The sequence below is a fragment of the Curtobacterium sp. MCBD17_028 genome (assembly GCF_003234875.1).
Lineage (GTDB): Bacteria > Actinomycetota > Actinomycetes > Actinomycetales > Microbacteriaceae > Curtobacterium.
In genome coordinates this window covers 261,103-279,359 of the sequence record NZ_QKTQ01000001.1, presented here as the reverse complement: position 1 = coordinate 279,359, position 18,257 = coordinate 261,103, and the positions used below count along the sequence as shown (strand labels likewise).

Sequence of the window (18,257 nt, the reverse complement as noted above, 5' to 3'; positions counted from 1 at the left end):
TGCGCCAGCGCCGTCGGAGGCCCGTGGGATCATGGTCCGGTGCCCCTGTACCGTGACGAGTGCGTCGTCCTCCGCACCCACAAGCTGGGTGAGGCGGACCGCATCGTCACCATGCTGAGCCGGCAGCACGGCAAGGTCCGCGCCGTGGCGAAGGGCGTCCGGCGCACCGCGAGCAAGTTCGGTGCGCGCCTCGAGCCGTTCATGGTCGTCGACGCGCAGTTCTACGAGGGCCGGTCGCTCGACATCGTGACGCAGGCCGAGTCGATCGGGTCGTACGGGGCGCAGATCGTCGCCGACTACGGCAGCTACACGGCCGCGAGCGCCATGGTCGAGACCGCCGACCGGCTGAGCGACGCCGATGCGGGCCTGCAGCAGTACCTGCTCCTCGTCGGGGCGCTCCGGTCGCTGTCCCGGCAGGAGCACGCGTCGAGCCTGACCCTCGACTCGTACCTGCTCCGCGCGATGAGCATCGCGGGATGGGCCCCGAGCTTCCGGGACTGCGCCGTCACCGGCGATCCCGGCCCGCACTCGGCGTTCGTCGTGCAGCTCGGCGGGGTCGTCGCGGACCGCGCGGCGCCGCCGGGCTCGCCACGGCTCGATCCCGTGACGCTCGGCCTGCTCGGTGCGCTGCTCGCCGGGGACTGGGCGACGGCCGACGCGGCGGACGAGCGGACGCGCTCCCGGGCCTCCGGCGTGGTCGCGGCGTACGCGCAGTGGCACCTGGAACGATCGTTGCGCTCCCTCCCGCACGTCGACCGGAGTGAGCACCCCGTTCCGGTGACCCCCGGATCGGCCGCAGGACGAGCAGAAGGAACCCCGATCGCATGAGCCCCCGCCGATCCGTGCCAGCGGAACCGTTCCGACCGCTGGACTGGACCGGTGAACAGCCGCCGTCCCTCCCGGCCGGCGCGGTCCCGGAGCACGTCGCCGTCGTCATGGACGGCAACGGGCGATGGGCGAACGAGCGCGGCCTGACCCGAATCGAGGGGCACCGCGCAGGCGAGGCGTCGTTGCTCGACGTCGTCGCGGGTGCGGTCCAGATCGGCGTGAAGCACCTGTCGGCGTACGCGTTCTCGACCGAGAACTGGAAGCGGTCGCCGGACGAGGTGCGGTTCCTCATGGGGTTCAACCGCGAGGTCCTGCACCGCCGTCGAGACCAGCTGAACGAGTGGGGCGTCCGCGTGCGCTGGGCCGGACGCAAGCCGCGGCTGTGGCGGAGCGTCATCGACGAGCTGCAGTACGCGGAGCGGATGACCGCGCACAACGACCGGCTGACGCTGACGATGTGCGTCAACTACGGGGGCCGGACCGAGATCGCCGACGCCGTCCGGAGCATCGCCGACGACGTGGCCGCGGGTCGGATGCGGCCCGCCCAGGTCACGGAGAAGGCGATCGCCCGTCGGCTCTACACGCCGGAGATGCCCGACGTCGACCTGTTCGTCCGGAGCTCGGGGGAGCAGCGGACGAGCAACTTCCTGCTCTGGCAGTCGGCGTACGCCGAGATGGTGTTCCTCGACCGCCTGTGGCCGGACTTCCGCCGGCAGGACCTCTGGGACGCCATCCAGTTGTACGCCTCCCGCGACCGCCGGTTCGGCGGGGCCGTGGACGCGCCGACGCCGCGCGCCTGAAGCGCGAGCGACCCGGTCGACCAGCCCCGCACCGCGGCGCGGGACCGGTCGACCTGCCGGATCGTGGCTGCGTCAGACGACGGTCGAGTGGTACCCGGATGCGACGAGCTGCTCACCCCGGAGGGTGAGGACGGCGCTCGAGTGCTCGCTGCCGTCCGCATCGTCCTTGCCCGGAGCCGGGCCGGTCCAGGTCACGTCGATCGCGGCGCCCGACACGGCGATGCTGTGCAGCGACACGATGTTGTGCGAGAGCTGCTCGGGGGCGTAGACGGACACGAACCGGAGCGTCGAGCCGCCCGTCCACCGCCACACGCCGACCACCTCGGGCCAGGGCACTCCACCGGCGTCGCAGTACAGGCCCGCGACGACGTCGTGACTCCCGGCGCCCTCGAGTGCGCCGACGCTCGTCAGCGCTGCCTCGGGGCGGCCCGTGCCGACGAGGTAGGAGAGCGCCACGGTCCCGGCGTGGCCCGCCTGGGCGGGCAGCGTGCCGTGCACGAGGGTCCCGGCGGTGTGCCGGCACAGTGCGGGGACGGGTGCGTCCTGGAGCATCGCGACGAGCGCGGCACTGCTCGGTGTACTCGGAGCGGCGGCAGCGGCGGCAGCGGCCGCCGCGGCGGACGTCGAGGCCGAGGCGGCGGACGCCGAGGCCGCTGCAGCGGCCTCGGCGGCGGACGGCGCCGGCGTCGCGTGCGGGTTGGACGTGGTCGCGGGCGCCGACGGGGTCGACGTCGCGCTCGCGGTCGTTCTCGTCGTGGAGCGGTGTGCGACTGCGGTCCCCTCGGGCCGGGTCGCGGCCGCGCTGCAGCCGGTGATCGTGAGCGCGGCGGTGACGCCGATCGCGATCGTGGTCCCCCAAGCGAGCGCACGGCTGCTGCCGCCACGCACGCGGTGTGTTGTCATCGGATCTCGTCCTGTCGTTCGTGGTGTTTGCTGACGGATCGTCAACTGGACATGACGGTACGCATTCCCCGACGACCTGGCGTACCGGTCCGGTCACGGTCCGCTCGGTGTCGGCTGTGGGCGCTGAGCGCCCGCACAGGCGGAGTGCCGCCGGTAGCATTGCCCGGTACGTCACCGCACCGGGCGTCCAGCTCGGCGACCTCTGGAGCACCCTTTGGCACAGCCCTCCCGTCTCGACAACGTCATCGCCCTCGCGAAACGTCGTGGCTTCGTCTTCCAGTCCGGCGAGATCTACGGCGGATCGCGGTCGGCGTGGGACTACGGGCCCCTCGGCGTCGAGCTCAAGGAGAACATCAAGCGCCAGTGGTGGCAGCGGTTCGTCCGTGGCCGTGGGGACATGGTGGGCCTCGACTCCGCGGTGATCCTGCCCCGCAAGGTGTGGGAGGCCTCGGGTCACGTCGCGACCTTCACGGACCCGCTCGTCGAGTGCCTGCACTGCCACCACCGGTTCCGGCAGGACCACCTGGTGGACGCGTTCGTCGCGAAGAAGGACCGGCAGCCCGAGGGCGGCATGGCCGAGATCGCCTGCCCGAACTGCGGCACGCGCGGCCAGTGGACCGAGCCGCAGAACTTCTCGGGGATGCTCAAGACCTACCTCGGGCCGGTCGACAACGAGGAGGGCCTGAACTTCCTCCGGCCGGAGACCGCGCAGGGCATCTTCGTCGACTTCGCGCAGGTCGTCACCACGAGCCGGATGAAGCCCCCGTTCGGCATCGGCCAGGTCGGCAAGGCGTTCCGCAACGAGATCACGCCCGGCAACTTCATCTTCCGGACGCGTGAGTTCGAGCAGATGGAGATCGAGTACTTCGTGCCCCCGGCCGAGGCCGCCGAGTGGTACGAGCGCTGGATCACGGACGCCGTCGCCTGGTACACCGACCTGGGCATCGACCCGGAGCACCTGCGCCGCTTCGACGTGCCGGACGGCGAGCGGGCGCACTACTCCGACGCCACCGCGGACATCGAGTACCGCTTCGGCTTCGTGTCGGGGGAGTGGGGCGAGCTCATGGGCGTCGCGAACCGCACCGACTTCGACCTGACGAACCACATCGACGCGTCGGGCCAGGACCTCCGGTACTTCGACCAGGCGTCCGGCGAGCGGTACACCCCGTACGTCATCGAACCGTCGTTCGGACTCACCCGCGCCCTCATGGCGTTCCTGCTCGACGCCTACCACGAGGACGAGGCCCCGAACGCCAAGGGCGGCGTCGACAAGCGCACGGTCCTGCGCCTGGACCCCCGTCTCGCCCCGGTCAAGGCCGCCGTGCTGCCGCTGTCGCGCAACGAGCAGCTGTCGCCCGTCGCGCGCGGCCTCGCCGACGACCTCCGACAGTTGTGGAACGTCGACTTCGACGACGCCGGGGCGATCGGCCGTCGGTACCGCCGGCACGACGAGATCGGCACCCCGTTCTGCATCACCGTCGACTTCGACACGCTCGAGGACCGCGCCGTCACCGTCCGCGAGCGCGACACGATGGGGCAGGAGCGCGTGGCGCTCGACCAGCTCCAGGGGTACCTCGGGTCACGCCTCGTCGGCGCGTAGTCGACCGGCCGCCCCGGCCCTCCCGACCGCGGGAATGCGGCCGGGAGGGCCGTGGTTGCGCCCGTCATGAGCGAAACCGTGAAGGTCGATGTCTGGTCCGACATCGCCTGCCCCTGGTGTTACATCGGCAAGCGCAGGTTCGAGGCGGGTGCGGCGGCCTTCACGGCCGGGTCCGCGGAGGCCACCGGGATCGAGATCGAGTACCACTCGTTCGAGCTCAGCCCGGACACCCCGGTCGACTTCGAGGGCAGCGAGGCGGAGTTCCTGGCGCGCCACAAGGGGCTGCCGGTCGCGCAGGCGCAGCAGATGATCGACACGGTGACGGGGATCGCGGCCGGGGTCGGCCTCGAGTACCACTACGACACGCTCCACCACACGAACACGGTGAAGGCGCACCAGGTGATCCACCTCGCCAAGACCAAGGGCCTGCAGCTGCCCATGGTCGAGCGCATGTTCGCCGCCTACTTCGTGGAGGGTCGCCACGTCGGGCACGACGACGACCTGGCGGACCTCGGTGCCGAGGTCGGTCTCGACCGTGACGAGGTCCTCGCCGTCCTCCGGGACGACGCGCAGCTCGACGCCGTGCGTGCCGACCAGGCGCAGGCGCAGGCGTTCGGCATCACGGGCGTCCCGTTCTTCGTCATCGACGGCAAGTACGGCGTCTCGGGCGCCCAGGATCCCGCCACCTTCACGCAGGTGCTCGAGCAGGTGGTCGCGATGCGGACCGCGGACGACGTCGCCGCGACGACGGCGCGGGCAGCTGACGACGCGGACGCCGACGCGGCGGTCGTCGCCGAGGGCGCACGATGAGCGCGCTGCCGGGTCTCGACGGACGGGAGGCGGTGCAGCGACCGGTCCCGCTCCTCCCGACTGGTGGTGGGCTGGTGGCGCTCGACCTGGCCGGAGGCGCGCCGGTCTGCGAGGGCGACGTCTGCTTCGTGCCGGGTGCCGAGGGCGCCTGGACCGAGGTCCCTGACTAGACCGCCGACGCGCCATCACGGGCGCGAGATCGCACTCGTTGCCGTTCTGGGCGCGGGACAGCGGCAACGACTGCGATCTCGCGGAACGGGGCCGGGGCGGGTCAGGAGCGCTGCGGTTCCTCGTCGGTGATGTCGGCGAGGACGGCGCCGTAGGCGGCGACGAGCGCGTCCGCGTCGACGAAGGCGCTCGCGCCGTGGCGACCGCTGCCCATCGCGACGCGGCGGCCGGCGATCCGCTCGTCGGCGTACACCGGCCACGGCGTCGTGCTGCCGATCGGCGTGATCGTGCCGCGTTCGTAGCCGGTGGCCTCGAGCGCGGTACCCGCGTCGGGCATCGACAGCTTGTTGACACCGACGACCGCGCGGAGCTTCTTCCAGGCGATGCTGCGGCCGCCCGGCACGAGCGCGAACAGGTACCCGCCGTCGTGCCGCTTGACCACGAGCGACTTGACGATGTCACCGGGCTGGATGCCGAGCGCGGCCGCGGCCTCCCCGAGCGAGGCGGACGGGCCCCGCTCCACGATCTCGACCTCGAGCCCACGTGCGTCGGCGTCGGCGGCGAAGCGGTCGGGGCCGTCCATGGCGGTCGTCATGCCCGAGACGCTAACAGGGGGATCCGGCGCGGCGCTCCGACACCGAGCATCTGGGACAATGGAGGACGATGACGATCACGAGTGCACCCGCAGCGCCCCTGCGCATCGGCCCCATCGAGGTCGCGGCGCCGGTCGTGCTCGCCCCCATGGCGGGGATCACCAACATGGCGTACCGCCGCCTCTGCCGCGAGTACGGCGCCGGACTGTACGTGTGCGAGATGATCACGTCGCGGGCGCTCGTCGAGCGGACCCCGGTGTCGATGCAGCTCATCCAGCACCACGAGTCCGAGACCCCGCGGTCGATCCAGCTGTACGGCGTCGAGCCGAACACGGTCGCCGAGGCGGCGACCATGCTCGTCGCGGAGGACCGCGCCGACCACATCGACCTGAACTTCGGGTGCCCCGTGCCGAAGGTCACCCGCAAGGGCGGCGGAGCCGCACTGCCGTGGAAACTCGAGCTGTTCCGCGAGCTCGTGACCAAGACGGTCCGCGCCGCTGGCGACGTGCCGGTCACGGTCAAGATGCGCAAGGGGATCGACGCGGACCACCTGACGTACCTCGACGCCGCGCGGATCGCGCGGGACGCCGGTGTCGCGGCGATCTCGCTCCACGCCCGGACGGCGAACGAGCACTACTCGGGCCAGGCGGACTGGTCGGCGATCGCGACCCTCAAGGAGACGATCACCGACCTGCCGGTACTCGGGAACGGTGACATCTGGTCGGCGGCGGACGCGCTGCGCATGGTCGACGAGACCGGGTGCGACGGCGTCGTCGTCGGTCGCGGGTGCCTCGGTCGCCCCTGGCTGTTCGGCGACCTGGCGGCGGCCTTCCGCGGCGAGGACGTCCGGGCGATGCCCTCGCTCGGTGAGGTCGCGGTCGCGTTCCGGCGGCACGCGGAACTCCTCGTCGAGTTCCTCGAGTCCGAGGAGCACGGTTGCCGCGACATCCGGAAGCACGTCGCCTGGTACTTCAAGGGCTACCCGATCGGCGGTGAGGTCCGATCCGCACTCGCGATGGCGTCGAGTCTGCAGGAGATCGACGACCTCCTCGGCCGACTCGACTGGTCCGCTCCCTACCCGGGTGCCGACGTCGAGGGCCCACGGGGTCGCGCGGGACACCCGAAGAAGACCGCGCTGCCGGACCGATGGCTCGAGAGCCGCGACGTCGACGCGGAGTTCCGGCAGGTCCTCGCCGCGGCCGAGCTGCACCACTCGGGCGGCTGATGGACTCCCTGACGGGGCACGGCGGGTTGGCGAGCTACGGCCCCGCCGACGCCGAGCGGTGGCTGCCCGAGGAACACTCGAGCCGACGGAGCGACTTCGCCCGTGACCGCGCCCGCCTGCTGCACTCGAGCGCGCTCCGGCGGCTCGCGGCCAAGACGCAGGTGCTCAGCCCGACCACCGGCCTCGACTTCGCCCGCAACCGCCTGACGCACTCGCTCGAGGTCGCCCAGGTCGGACGGGAGCTCGCGGACAGCCTCGGGCTCGACCCGGACGTCGTGGACACCGCGTGCCTGGCCCACGACATCGGACACCCGCCGTTCGGCCACAACGGCGAGACCGCGATCAACGCCTGGGCGGCGGACATCGGCGGGTTCGAGGGCAACGCGCAGACGCTCCGGCTCCTCACGCGCATCGAGCCGAAGCTCTACGGCGAGGACGGCCGGCCCTACGGACTGAACCTGACGCGGGCGAGCCTCGACGCGAGCTGCAAGTACCCGTGGCCAGCGGCGCAGGGCGTGATCGAGCCGTCGTCGGGCCGGCGGAAGTTCGGGTTCTACGACGACGACGTCGACGCGTTCACGTGGCTCCGCTCGGGCGCACCACGGCGGCAGCGGTGCATCGAGGCCCAGGTCATGGACCTGTCCGACGACATCGCGTACTCGGTGCACGACTTCGAGGACGCCGTCGTGGCCGGGTTCATCGACGTGGCCGCCCTCGGAGACCGCGTCGGCGAGAACGACATCGTGTCCGCCATGCACGCCTGGGTCGGCGACACCCTGAGCCGGGACGAACTCCTCGAGGCGTTCGACCGCCTGCGGTCCCTGTCGCTGTGGATGACCTCGTACGACGGCTCCCGCGTCGCGCAGGCCCGGCTGAAGAACCTGACGAGCCAGTTCATCGGCCGGTTCGCGCGCACCGCGACCCAGGCGACGCGGGCCTCCTACGCCTCGGGCAGTCTGGTCCGGTTCGCGGCGAGCGTCGTCGTCCCGCCCGAGATCATCGGCGAGATCGCGGTGCTCAAGGGCATCGTCGCGGCCTTCGTCATGACGCAGGGCGACCGGCAGCCCGTGTACGAACGCCAGCGGGCGGTGCTCACCGAACTCCTCGACGCGCTCGTCGCGGCGGAGGACCGCGAGCTCGAGCCCGGGTTCGCCGCGGACTGGCGGGCGGCCACCGACGACGCCGGCCGGCGTCGAGCCGTCGTGGACCAGGTCGCGAGCCTGACCGACCAGGGCGCGCTCGCATGGCACAAGCGCCTCGTCGCGGGCGTGCGCGAGACCGTGCACATCGCGGTCTGAACCCGGTCCCGCGGCGCGGGGCCTGTCCACCCCCCGACGCCGGGTCCGCAGTCGGGGTCGGCGCCGCCGCGTAGGATCGTCGCGTGGCGGGACTCATCACGCGGGACGACATCGACGAGGTGCGTCAGCGTGTGAACATCGCCGACGTCGTGGGGGACTACGTGACGCTGAAGTCCGCCGGCGTCGGTTCCCTCAAGGGACTCTGCCCGTTCCACGACGAGCGGAGCCCCTCGTTCCACGTGCGGCCCCAGGTCGGTCGGTACCACTGCTTCGGGTGCGGCGAGGACGGCGACGTCTACAGCTTCCTCATGAAGATGGACCACACGACGTTCCAGGAGGCCGTCGAGCGGATGGCCGCCAAGATCGGCTTCACGCTCCACTACGAGGACGGCGACGGCCCCCGCACCGACCACAACACGCGTGCCCGCCTGCTCGCCGCGAACGAGGCCGCGGCCACCTGGTTCATCGAGCAGCTCACGACGCCGGGTGCCGAACCCGCCCGGCGGTTCCTCGGCGAACGCGGGTTCGACCCCGCCGCGGCGGCGCGGTTCGGCATCGGGTTCGCCCCGAAGTCGTACGACGCCCTCCGGGACCACCTGCGCGGACGGGGGTTCAGCCTCGAGGAGATCGTCACCGCCGGCCTCGTCAGCCAGGGCGATCGTTCCCCGTACGACCGCTTCCGCGGACGGCTCATCTGGCCCATCCGCGACGTGACGGGAGCCACCATCGGCTTCGGCGCGCGGCGGCTGCTCGACGACGACAAGGGGCCGAAGTACCTCAACACCCCCGAGACGCCCGTGTACCACAAGAGCCAGGTGCTCTACGGGCTCGACCTCGCCCGCCGTGACATCTCGAAGAGCAAGCAGGTCGTCATCGTCGAGGGCTACACCGACGTCATGGCGTGCCACCTCGCGGGTGTGACGACGGCCGTCGCGACCTGTGGCACGGCGTTCGGGGTCGACCACATCAAGGTGCTCCGCCCCATGCTCGGCGACGTGTCCGGACGCGACCCGTCGGCCACGGGCGAGGTGGTGTTCACCTTCGACCCCGACGAGGCCGGACAACGTGCCGCCTCCCGTGCCTTCGCCGAGGAACAGCGGTTCGCCGCGCAGACGTTCGTCGCGGTCGCCCCGGGCGGACTCGACCCGTGCGACCTCCGCCTCGCTCGGGGTGACGACGCGATCCGTCGGCTCGTCGCCGGGCGACGCCCGATGTTCGAGTTCATGATCCGGCGGACGCTGGACGGCCACGACCTCGAGACGGTCGAGGGGCGCGTGGCAGCGCTGCGGGCCGCGGCTCCCGTGCTCGCCGGCATCCGGGACCGCGCGATGACGCAGGGCTACGTCCGCGAACTCGCCGGCTGGCTCGGCATGGACATCGGTGAGGTCCGCAGCGCCGTCGAGACCGCGCGGCGCCGGCAGGGCACCTCCGGTGACGCTGCCGGGCCCGGACGATCCGCCGCGGCGGGGTCCCGGTACGCCGATGACACCGGGGCAGTCCGCGGTGCCGACCGCCGCACGGGAGCAGCGTTCGGCGCGGCCGGGGCCCGTGCGCTCGCGGCGGGTGGCACGGGCGGCACCGGTGCCCCGACCCCGGACGACGCCCCGACCGCGACGCTCCGCGCGCTCCCGAACGACCCGATCACGCGCATGGAGCGCGACGCCGTCATGGCGATGGTCCAGCAGCCCGAACGGGTCGGTGCCACGCTCGTCGGGCTCACGGCGGGTGCGGTGTTCACGGCCCCGGTGCTCGCGGTCGTGCGGGACGCCGTCGTGGCGAACGGGGACGCACTCGGTGGACCGGGGTGGCTCGACCGAGTGCTCGGCGACGTGCCCGGGCCGTTCGCCCCGTTCGTCCAGGAACTCGCCGTCGCGCCGCTGCCCGCCCGTACGGACGAGGACCTGGCGTTGTACTGCCGCAGCATCGTCGTGGCCCTCGTCGAACGGGACCTGCTCGCCCGGAAGGCGTCCCTGCTCGGACAGCTCCAGCGCACCGACCCGCACGAGCAGGCCGATCGCCGCGCCGAGCTCCAGCGGCAGCTCGTCGCGATCGACGCGCAGCGGATGCGGCTCAAAGCGGACGCCGAGTCGGCTTGACGCCGCGCGCCGAATCGCGCCGCCGCTCGCCGACTCGCGCCGACGGGCGCCGGAGCACGCTTCCGTCCGGCCGGACGGTATTACGACGGTGTAAACAAACGTCCCCCGATTCGTCCTCCAGGTGGCGGGGGTGCCAATCTTGAGTGTCCTCGCGCGCCCAGCAGATCCACACGCGCGACCGAGGACTCCTGCATCCATGACAGAGAGGCATACGGACATGGCTTCCGTGACCAAGCTGGGCAAGCGCGCCGCCGTGCTCGCCGGAGGGGCCCTGGCGACGACGCTCGTGCTCACCGGCTGTGCGGGCGGCGGCTCGTCCTCGAACCTGAACGGCCTGATCGTCGGCACGAGCGACAGCATCGTCTCGCTGGACCCGGCCGGGTCGTACGACACCGGGTCCTTCGTGGTCCAGAACCAGGTGTTCCCGTTCCTCATGAACACGCCGTCGGGCAGCCCGGACGTCAAGCCGGACATCGCGACCAAGGGCACCTTCACGAACCCGACGACCTACACGGTCACCCTCAAGAAGGGCCTCGAGTTCGCGAACGGGCACAAGCTCACCTCGAGCGACGTCAAGTTCTCGTTCGACCGCGAGGTCAAGATCAACAACGCGAACGGCCCGCAGTCGCTGCTCGCCAACATGAAGAGCATCTCGACCCCGAACGCGACGACGGTCGTGTTCCACCTGAACCACGCCGACCAGACCTGGCCGCAGGTGCTGTCGAGCCCGGCCGGCCCCATCGTCGACGAGCAGGTGTTCTCGGCGACCAAGCTGACGCCGGCGTCGAAGATCGTCTCCGGCGACGCCTTCGCGGGACAGTACAAGATCACGTCGTACAAGCAGAACGACCTCATCCAGTACGCCCGCAACGACAAGTACGACGGCGTGCTCGGCAAGGCGAAGACCGACCAGGTCACGGCGCAGTACTTCACCAAGGAGACCGACCTCAAGCTCGCGGTGCAGAAGGGCGACGTCGACGTGGCGTACCGCTCCTTCACGCCGACCGACGTCACGAACCTGGCGAAGAAGAAGAACCTCAAGGTCACCTACGGCCCGGGCGGCGAGCTCCGCTACGTCGTGTTCAACTTCAACACGCAGCCGTTCGGCGCGACGACGAGCGAGAAGGACCCGGCCAAGGCCCTCGCGGTCCGCAAGGCCGTCGCCGACGTCGTGGACCGCAACGCCCTGGCCAAGCAGGTCTACGACAACACCTACACGCCGGCGTACTCGATGGTGCCGGACGGCCTGACCGGTGCGACCACGCCGTTCAAGACGCTCTACGGCGACGGCAACGGCGGCCCGGACGTCCAGAAGGCGAAGAAGACCCTCGCCGACGCGGGTGTGACCGGCAAGGTGACGCTCAACATCCAGTACGCGCCGGACCACTACGGCGAGGCGAGCGACGACGAGTACGCGCTCCTCAAGACCCAGCTCGAGAACTCGGGCCTGTTCGACGTCAACATCCAGTCGACGCTGTACACGACCTACTCGGCCGAGCGCGTGAAGGACGCCTACCCGGAGTACCAGCTCGGCTGGTTCCCGGACTTCTCGGACGCGGACAACTACCTGTCGCCGTTCTTCACGAAGGACAACTTCGTGCAGAACCACTACGACGACCCGACGATCCAGAAGCTGATCGCGCAGGAGCAGGCGGAGTCCGACAAGACGAAGCGTGCGGACATCATCGGTCAGGCGCAGCAGCGTGAGGCCGAGCAGATCTCGACCCTGCCCCTCCTCCAGGGCAAGCAGGTCGCCGTCGCGAGCAAGGACGTCAAGGGCCTCGTGCTCGACCCCTCGTTCAAGTTCCGGTACGGGACGCTCACCAAGTAATCTCGGCACCACGTGCAGGGGGCGCTCCGACCGGGGCGCCCCCTCTCGTTGCCCGGCCGGGAGGACCGGGGCGACCCCGGTACGGTCCGCACGCCGACGAGGCGGGCGCGAACCGTCCCTCCCGACCGGCACCGGACAGAAAGGCACACAGCACTCGTGACCGTGACCAACGCGGACCCCGTGGCGGCGGAGCCGACGAAGGCGACCGCCGCTCGTCGCTCGGCCGGCGGGGGAGGGCTCGGACGGTACGTCCTCGTCCGGTTCCTCCTCATCTTCCCGACCGTCTTCATCCTCGTGACGCTCGTGTTCTTCCTCATGCGCGTCATCGGGAACCCGATCGTCGCCTCGGTGGGAGGGCGCCTGACGCCCGAGCAGCTGCAGGCGCGGTTGCACGCCGCGGGCTACGACCGTCCGGTGATCGTGCAGTACCTGCAGTACCTCGGACAGATCGTCCGCGGCGACTTCGGCACGACGGTCACGGACCACCGGCCGATCAGCCAGATCATCCTCGAGTACGGCGGCGCCACGGTCGAGCTCGTGTTCTACGCGCTCATCATCGCGCTCGTGCTCGGCATCCCGCTCGGCATGCTCGCCGCGTACATGCGCGACAAGTGGCCGGACGTCCTCCTGCGCGCCCTGGCGATCCTGACGTACGCGACCCCCGTGTTCTTCGGCGGTCTGCTGCTCAAGCTCGTGTTCTCGATCTGGCTCGGGTGGCTGCCGCTCGGCGACCGCGCCTCGACCCGGGTCGAACTCGCGCTGAACAACGTGCCCGGTGCCACGGGCATTTACCTGATCGACGCGCTCCGGACCGGCAACGGCGTCATCATCGGCGACGTCCTGCAGCACGCGGTGCTGCCGGCGTTCACGCTCGGGCTGCTGACGGCGGGCATCTTCCTGCGCCTCGTCCGCGCGAACATGATCGGCTCCCTCGGGTCCGACTACGTCGACGCCGCCCGGTCGCGCGGTGTCCGCGAGTCCCGGCTCGTGCGCACGCACGCCTTCCGGCCGGCCCTCGTGCCGATCATCACCGTCATGGGGCTGCAGATCGCCATGCTCCTCGGCGGGTCCGTGCTCACCGAGACGACCTTCGGGTGGCGGGGACTCGGGTTCGAGCTCCAGCAGTACCTGTCCGCGCGCGACTTCGTCGCCGTGCAGGGGATCGTCGCGGTCCTCGCCGTCATCGTCGCCGTCACGAACTTCGTCGTCGACGTGGTCGCGGCGCTCATCGACCCGAGAGTGAGGTACTGAGATGTCCGACGTGGCCCTCCTCGACCGCCGCGAGGCCTGGTGGAAGCGCCTGCCGATCGTCGAACAGCTCCGGCGGAGCGTCGGCTGGCAGCGGGCGATGCTCGTCACCGGAGTCGTCATCTGCGCGCTGTTCCTGCTCGTCGCCCTCTTCGCGCCGCTCATCGCGCCGTACGGGTTCGCGCAGTTGCAGGACGGCGCGGGCCATCCGTTCCCACGCACCGGCGCCCCGAGCAGCACGCACGTCTGGGGCACGACCGTCGGTGGGTTCGACGTGTTCAGCCGGGTGGTGTTCGGCGCCCGCACCGCGGTCCTCGTGGTCGTCGTCGCGGTCGTGATCTCCATCGTCGTCGGCGTCCTGCTCGGCATGGTCTCCGGGTACATCGGCGGCTGGCTCGACCGGGTGCTCGTGGTCGTCGCCGACGCCGTGTACGCGTTCCCGTCCCTCCTGCTCGCGATCGTCGTGTCGATCGTGATCTCCGGCGGTCAGTCGAGCTACGCGGGCGGCATCGTCTCGGCAGGCATCTCGATCACGGTCGTGTACGTGCCGCAGTACTTCCGCGTCATCCGTGCCGAGGCCGTCCGGCTCAAGGGCGAGGCGTTCGTGGAGTCGGCCCGCGTCGTGGGCACGAACCCGTGGCGCATCATGACGCGCCACGTGCTCCGCAACGCGACGCGCAGCCTGCCGCTCATCCTGACGCTCAACGCGTCGGACGCGATCCTGACGCTCGCGAGCCTCGGGTTCCTCGGCTTCGGCATCGGCCCGACCGCGGGCTCGGAGTGGGGGTACGACCTCAACCGCGCCCTGTCCGACACCGCGAGCGGGATCTGGTGGACGGGTGTCTACCCGGGCATCGCGATCGTGCTGCTCGTGCTCGGGGTCACCTTCATCGGCGAGAGCCTCAACGACATCTCCGACCCCCGCCTCCGTGCGCGCCGCCGCGCGAAGCAGCGGGTCACCGAGCGGCCGGTCCCGGCCGCGGCCACGGAAGGAGCGGGCGCATGACGGACGCGACGAACGAGGCGGGCGCCGCGCCGCGCCTCCAGAACGGTCGGAGCACCGGGGAGGCGGTGGCGACCGTCGACGACCTGTCGGTCACCTTCGCCACGGACAACGGTGCGGTCGCCGCGGTCGACCACGTGTCGATCGACGTGCGGCCGGGTGAGGTCCTGGCCCTGGTCGGCGAGTCCGGGTCCGGCAAGTCGGTGACGGCCCGGAGCATGCTGCGCCTGCTCCCGGAGACCGCCACCGTGTCGGGTGCGGTCGTGCTCGGCGGCGACGACGTCGTGCGCGTCTCGTCGCAGCGGCTCCGGGAACTCCGCGGCACCGCGGGCGCGATGGTGTTCCAGGAGCCGTCGACCGCGCTGAACCCCGTGTTCACGGTCGGATGGCAGATCGCCGAGGGCATCCGTGCCCACGGTGGGGTCTCGAAGCACGAGGCCCGGAAGCGCGCCATCGAGTACCTGCGCCGCGTCGGGATCCCCGACCCCGAGCAGCGGGTCGACCACTACCCGCACCAGTTCTCCGGCGGTCAGAAGCAGCGCGTCGTCATCGCCATGGCCCTCGTCCTCGAGCCGAGCGTGATCATCGCGGACGAGCCGACGACGGCCCTCGACGTCACCGTGCAGGCGGAGATCCTCGACCTGCTCCGGCGCTGCCGCGACGAGTTCGGTGCCGCCATCGTCCTCATCACCCACAACATGGGCGTGGTCGCCGACCTCGCGGACCGGGTGGCCGTGATGTACCAGGGCGAGGTCGTCGAGGAGGCCGACGTACGGACGCTGTTCGCCGCGCCGACCGCCGACTACACGAAGCGCCTGCTCGCGGCCGTGCCGCGGCTGTCGGCCGCGACGACGAGCGACCGGCGGGCGCTGGTCGACGAGTCCGTCGCGCCGGTCGTGCGGGCTCGCGGTCTCGAGATCGAGTACCCGGGGCGGCTCGGATCGCCCGCGTTCCGCGCCGTCAAGGGCGTCGACCTGGCGATCCGCCCCGGCGAGGTCCTGGGACTCGTGGGCGAGTCGGGGTCCGGCAAGACGACCATCGGCCGGGCGATCGCGGGCCTCACGCGCGTGACCGGCGGGTCCCTCGAGGTGCTCGGTACCGAGATGCTCGGCTACCGCGAGCGCGACTTCAAGCCCCGTCGCAAGGAGATCGGGTTCGTGTTCCAGGACCCCGCGACGAGCTTCAACCCGCTGCTGACGATCGCGGAGGCCGTGGCCGAGCCGCTCGTCGTGCACGGTGAGGCCCGGTCCCCGCGCGCCGCCCGCGCACGGGTCGACGAACTGCTCGAGGCCGTCCAGCTGCCCCGGGCGTACGGCGAGCGGTTCCCGCACGAGCTCTCGGGCGGTCAGCGGCAGCGCGCGTCGCTCGCGCGGTCGCTCGCGCTGCGGCCGAAGCTGCTCATCGCCGACGAACCGACGAGTGCGCTCGACGTGTCCGTGCAGGCCCGCGTGCTCGAACTGTTCCTCGAGCTCCAGCAGGACCTCGGGTTCGCGTCGTTGTTCATCAGCCACGACCTCGCCGTCGTCGGCGCGCTGTCCGACCGGATCGCCGTGCTGTACCGCGGCGACCTCGTCGAGGAGGGCACCGCGGCCGAGGTCCTCGGCGCGCCCCGGCATCCGTACACCCAGCGCCTCCTCGCGTCCCTGCCGGTGCCGGACCCGGCGGAGCAGGCGGAGCGACGGCGTACCCTGGAGCAGCTGGCGGCGCAGTGATCGACGGCTCCCGCGATCAGGAAGGGGACGCATGGTCGGGGTGAACGGTCCCGCGGTCATCGCGGACGACGTGTCGATCGAGTACCGCGGCACCGGTGCGGCCCGGCCGGTCCGTGCCGTCGACGGCGTCAGCCTCACGGTGCAGCAGGGCGAGATCCTCGCCGTGCTCGGTGGTTCCGGGTCGGGCAAGTCGACCCTCGCCGCGGCGATCGCCGGACAGGTGGGGGACCCGCGCGAGGGCGAGGCGTCGGCCCGTCGGCACATCGTCGGCGGCGAGCTCACCGTGCTCGGACAGGGCCTGCGTCGGCTCGGCACGCACTCGCGGCGCCGCACCCGGCTGACCGGCACGATCGGCTACCTGAGTCAGGACGCGGCCGACCACCTGAGCCCGGACCTGACCGTCGGCGAGGCGATCGCCGAGCCGGTGTACGCGCGGGACCGACGGTTCGACCGCAAGGTCGCCGGCCTCATGGTCGCGCGCCTCGTCGACGCCGTGCACCTGCCACTCGGCATCATGCGCTCGCACACGTGGGAGCTCTCGAGCGGGCAGCGGCAGCGCGTCGCCCTCGCCCGGGCGCTCGTGCTCGAGCCGCAGCTCCTCGTGGCCGACGAGCCCGCGCGGGGCGTCGACGTCCTCGTCCGCCAGTCCGTGCTCGAGGCCCTCGCGACCATCCAGCGCGCCCTCGGGTTCTCGGCGGTCGTCGTCTCGAGCGACGTCCGGGAGGCCCGTGCCCTGGCCGACCGCGTCGCCGTGCTCCGCGAGGGGCGGCTCGTCGGGCTCGGCACCTTCGACGAGGTGTTCGACGCGCCACTCGACCCCTACGTCAAGACCCTCGCCGCGACCGCCGCACGGCCCGTCAAGCGGGCCAAGCCGACCTCGCGTCGGATGGCACCCCCGATCGAGACGGCCGTCGCGGCCACGACCACCGAAGGAACCGTGTGAGCACCAACGAACGGCAGCAAGCGACCCGCGGCCACCGCGCCGTCGTGACCGATGCCGGGCGGCCCCTCCCGGGACCGGTCCCGAGCCCGGGCCCGGTCGCGGTCCTCCCGGCCCCGGCGGACCTGCACGTCGCCGCGGTGGAGGCGGCGGGCGGCTCCGTCGCGCCGGCCTCGGCGGACACGCGGGGCATCGTCTGGCTCGACGCGCGCGACGCGCAGGGCCTGGCGGACGCACTCGCGGCCTCACCCGGCGTGACGTGGGTCCAGCTGCCGTTCGCCGGCGTCGACGCCTTCGCCGACCTCATCGCGGACCACGGCGACCACGTGCTCTTCACGAGCGCGAAGGGTGCCTACGCGGAGCCGGTGGCCGAGCACGCGCTCGCCCTGACGCTCGCGACGCTCCGCGTGCTGCCGAAGCGCGCCCGGGCGACGAGCTGGGCGACCGAGCCCGAGGGCGTGTCGCTGTACGGACGGAACGTCGTCGTCATCGGTGCGGGCGGGATCGCCCTCGAGTACATCCGGTTGCTCGCCCCGTTCGACACCGAGGTCACCGTCGTCCGACGGTCCTCGGAGCCCGTGCCCGGAGCGGCGCGCACCGTCACCGTCGACCACATCGACGAGGTCCTGCCGGATGCCGACGTCGTGATGATCGCCGCCGCGATGACGTCCGGCACCGCGCGACTGCTCGACGCCGACCGCCTGGCGCGCATGCGTCCCTCGGTCCGGATCGTGAACATCGCCCGTGGCGGACTCGTCGACACCGACGCGCTGCTCGCCGCGCTGCGGAGCGGGCAGGTCGCCGGCGCGGGCCTCGACGTCACCGATCCCGAACCGCTGCCCGACGGCCACCCCCTGTGGGACGAGCCGGGCGTGGTCATCACGCCCCACCAGGCAGACACCCCGGACATGGTGGCGCCGCTGCTCGCCGAACGGATCCGCGTGAACACCGCGGCGTTCCTCAGCGGTGACGGCACCGGGTTCATCGGGGTCGTCGATCCGGCTGCCGGGTACTGAACGCAGGTGCCGGCGGCCCGGCGCCGGCCCGGCTCGCTGTTCCTCGTCGACTCGGCGGGAACGACAACGGCCCCCCGCAGATGCGGAGGGCCGTTGTCGTGGATCGCTCCCCGACTTGGACTCGAACCAAGAACCTGCCGGTTAACAGCCGGCTGCTCTGCCAATTGAGCTATCGAGGAATGCTGC

General features: G+C 71.7%; 16 protein-coding genes and 1 tRNA gene. 14 read left to right on the top strand and 3 right to left on the bottom strand.

Translation table 11 applies throughout. From position 1 onward, the window contains the following. Positions 1-39: 39 nt before the first annotated feature. Both recO and DEI86_RS01285 read left to right on the top strand, forming a co-directional pair. The gene (gene recO, locus DEI86_RS01290; protein WP_111036753.1) at positions 40-828 is read left to right on the top strand and encodes a DNA repair protein RecO; all 789 of its coding nucleotides are present in this window, start codon (positions 40-42) and stop codon (positions 826-828) included. Beyond that, on the top strand, positions 825-1,628 hold the full coding sequence (locus DEI86_RS01285) for an isoprenyl transferase (RefSeq protein WP_111012598.1): 804 nt from the start codon (positions 825-827) through the stop codon (positions 1,626-1,628). The genes recO and DEI86_RS01285 overlap by 4 nt, the downstream gene beginning before the upstream one ends. A gap of 72 nt (positions 1,629-1,700) precedes the next feature. On the opposite strand, the gene DEI86_RS01280 is transcribed toward DEI86_RS01285, so the two are convergent. Continuing rightward, on the bottom strand, positions 1,701-2,531 hold the full coding sequence (locus tag DEI86_RS01280; RefSeq protein ID WP_146244842.1) for a hypothetical protein: 831 nt from the start codon (positions 2,529-2,531) through the stop codon (positions 1,701-1,703). A gap of 214 nt (positions 2,532-2,745) precedes the next feature. On the opposite strand from DEI86_RS01280, the gene DEI86_RS01275 reads away from it, so the two are divergent. From DEI86_RS01275 to DEI86_RS16400, 3 genes are all read left to right on the top strand, one after another. After that, positions 2,746-4,131: a glycine--tRNA ligase gene (locus DEI86_RS01275; protein WP_111008682.1), complete on the top strand. Its 1,386-nt coding sequence runs from the start codon at positions 2,746-2,748 to the stop codon at positions 4,129-4,131. Between the two features lie 66 nt (positions 4,132-4,197). After that, positions 4,198-4,941, top strand: coding sequence for a DsbA family protein (locus DEI86_RS01270; protein ID WP_111048606.1), 744 nt, complete (start codon positions 4,198-4,200; stop codon positions 4,939-4,941). Then, positions 4,938-5,111, top strand: coding sequence for a hypothetical protein (locus DEI86_RS16400; RefSeq protein ID WP_181434648.1), 174 nt, complete (start codon positions 4,938-4,940; stop codon positions 5,109-5,111). Before DEI86_RS01270 ends, DEI86_RS16400 begins: the two co-directional genes overlap by 4 nt. 101 nt (positions 5,112-5,212) lie before the next feature. Here DEI86_RS16400 and DEI86_RS01265 read toward each other — a convergent pair whose 3' ends face one another. Next, entirely contained in the window at positions 5,213-5,704 is a 492-nt protein-coding gene (locus DEI86_RS01265) for an aminoacyl-tRNA deacylase (protein WP_111048605.1), read from the bottom strand. Between the two features lie 68 nt (positions 5,705-5,772). On the opposite strand from DEI86_RS01265, the gene dusB reads away from it, so the two are divergent. The 9 genes from dusB (at position 5,773) to DEI86_RS01220 (ending at position 18,071) form a co-directional block, all read left to right on the top strand. Next, positions 5,773-6,927: a tRNA dihydrouridine synthase DusB gene (dusB, locus tag DEI86_RS01260; protein WP_111048604.1), complete on the top strand. Its 1,155-nt coding sequence runs from the start codon at positions 5,773-5,775 to the stop codon at positions 6,925-6,927. Next, positions 6,927-8,225: a deoxyguanosinetriphosphate triphosphohydrolase gene (locus tag DEI86_RS01255; RefSeq protein WP_111048603.1), complete on the top strand. Its 1,299-nt coding sequence runs from the start codon at positions 6,927-6,929 to the stop codon at positions 8,223-8,225. Before dusB ends, DEI86_RS01255 begins: the two co-directional genes overlap by 1 nt. Positions 8,226-8,308: 83 nt before the next feature. After that, on the top strand, positions 8,309-10,321 hold the full coding sequence (gene dnaG, locus DEI86_RS01250; protein ID WP_111048602.1) for a DNA primase: 2,013 nt from the start codon (positions 8,309-8,311) through the stop codon (positions 10,319-10,321). 217 nt (positions 10,322-10,538) lie between these two features. Continuing rightward, positions 10,539-12,152: an ABC transporter substrate-binding protein gene (locus DEI86_RS01245; protein WP_111036746.1), complete on the top strand. Its 1,614-nt coding sequence runs from the start codon at positions 10,539-10,541 to the stop codon at positions 12,150-12,152. 156 nt (positions 12,153-12,308) lie between these two features. Next, positions 12,309-13,403, top strand: coding sequence for an ABC transporter permease (locus DEI86_RS01240; RefSeq protein WP_375334748.1), 1,095 nt, complete (start codon positions 12,309-12,311; stop codon positions 13,401-13,403). Between the two features lies 1 nt (position 13,404). Further along, positions 13,405-14,406: an ABC transporter permease gene (locus DEI86_RS01235; protein ID WP_111008689.1), complete on the top strand. Its 1,002-nt coding sequence runs from the start codon at positions 13,405-13,407 to the stop codon at positions 14,404-14,406. After that, positions 14,403-16,115 (top strand): ABC transporter ATP-binding protein, encoded by a 1,713-nt coding sequence (locus DEI86_RS01230; protein WP_111012589.1) that lies wholly within the window; start codon positions 14,403-14,405, stop codon positions 16,113-16,115. The genes DEI86_RS01235 and DEI86_RS01230 overlap by 4 nt, the downstream gene beginning before the upstream one ends. 31 nt (positions 16,116-16,146) lie before the next feature. Further along, a complete protein-coding gene (locus DEI86_RS01225; protein ID WP_111036744.1) occupies positions 16,147-17,058 on the top strand; it encodes an ATP-binding cassette domain-containing protein in 912 nt (303 codons plus the stop codon). Then, a complete protein-coding gene (locus DEI86_RS01220; protein ID WP_111048601.1) occupies positions 17,055-18,071 on the top strand; it encodes a D-isomer specific 2-hydroxyacid dehydrogenase family protein in 1,017 nt (338 codons plus the stop codon). Before DEI86_RS01225 ends, DEI86_RS01220 begins: the two co-directional genes overlap by 4 nt. 106 nt (positions 18,072-18,177) lie before the next feature. Here DEI86_RS01220 and DEI86_RS01215 read toward each other — a convergent pair. Continuing rightward, a tRNA-Asn gene (locus DEI86_RS01215) sits at positions 18,178-18,250 on the bottom strand. Positions 18,251-18,257: the final 7 nt, after the last annotated feature.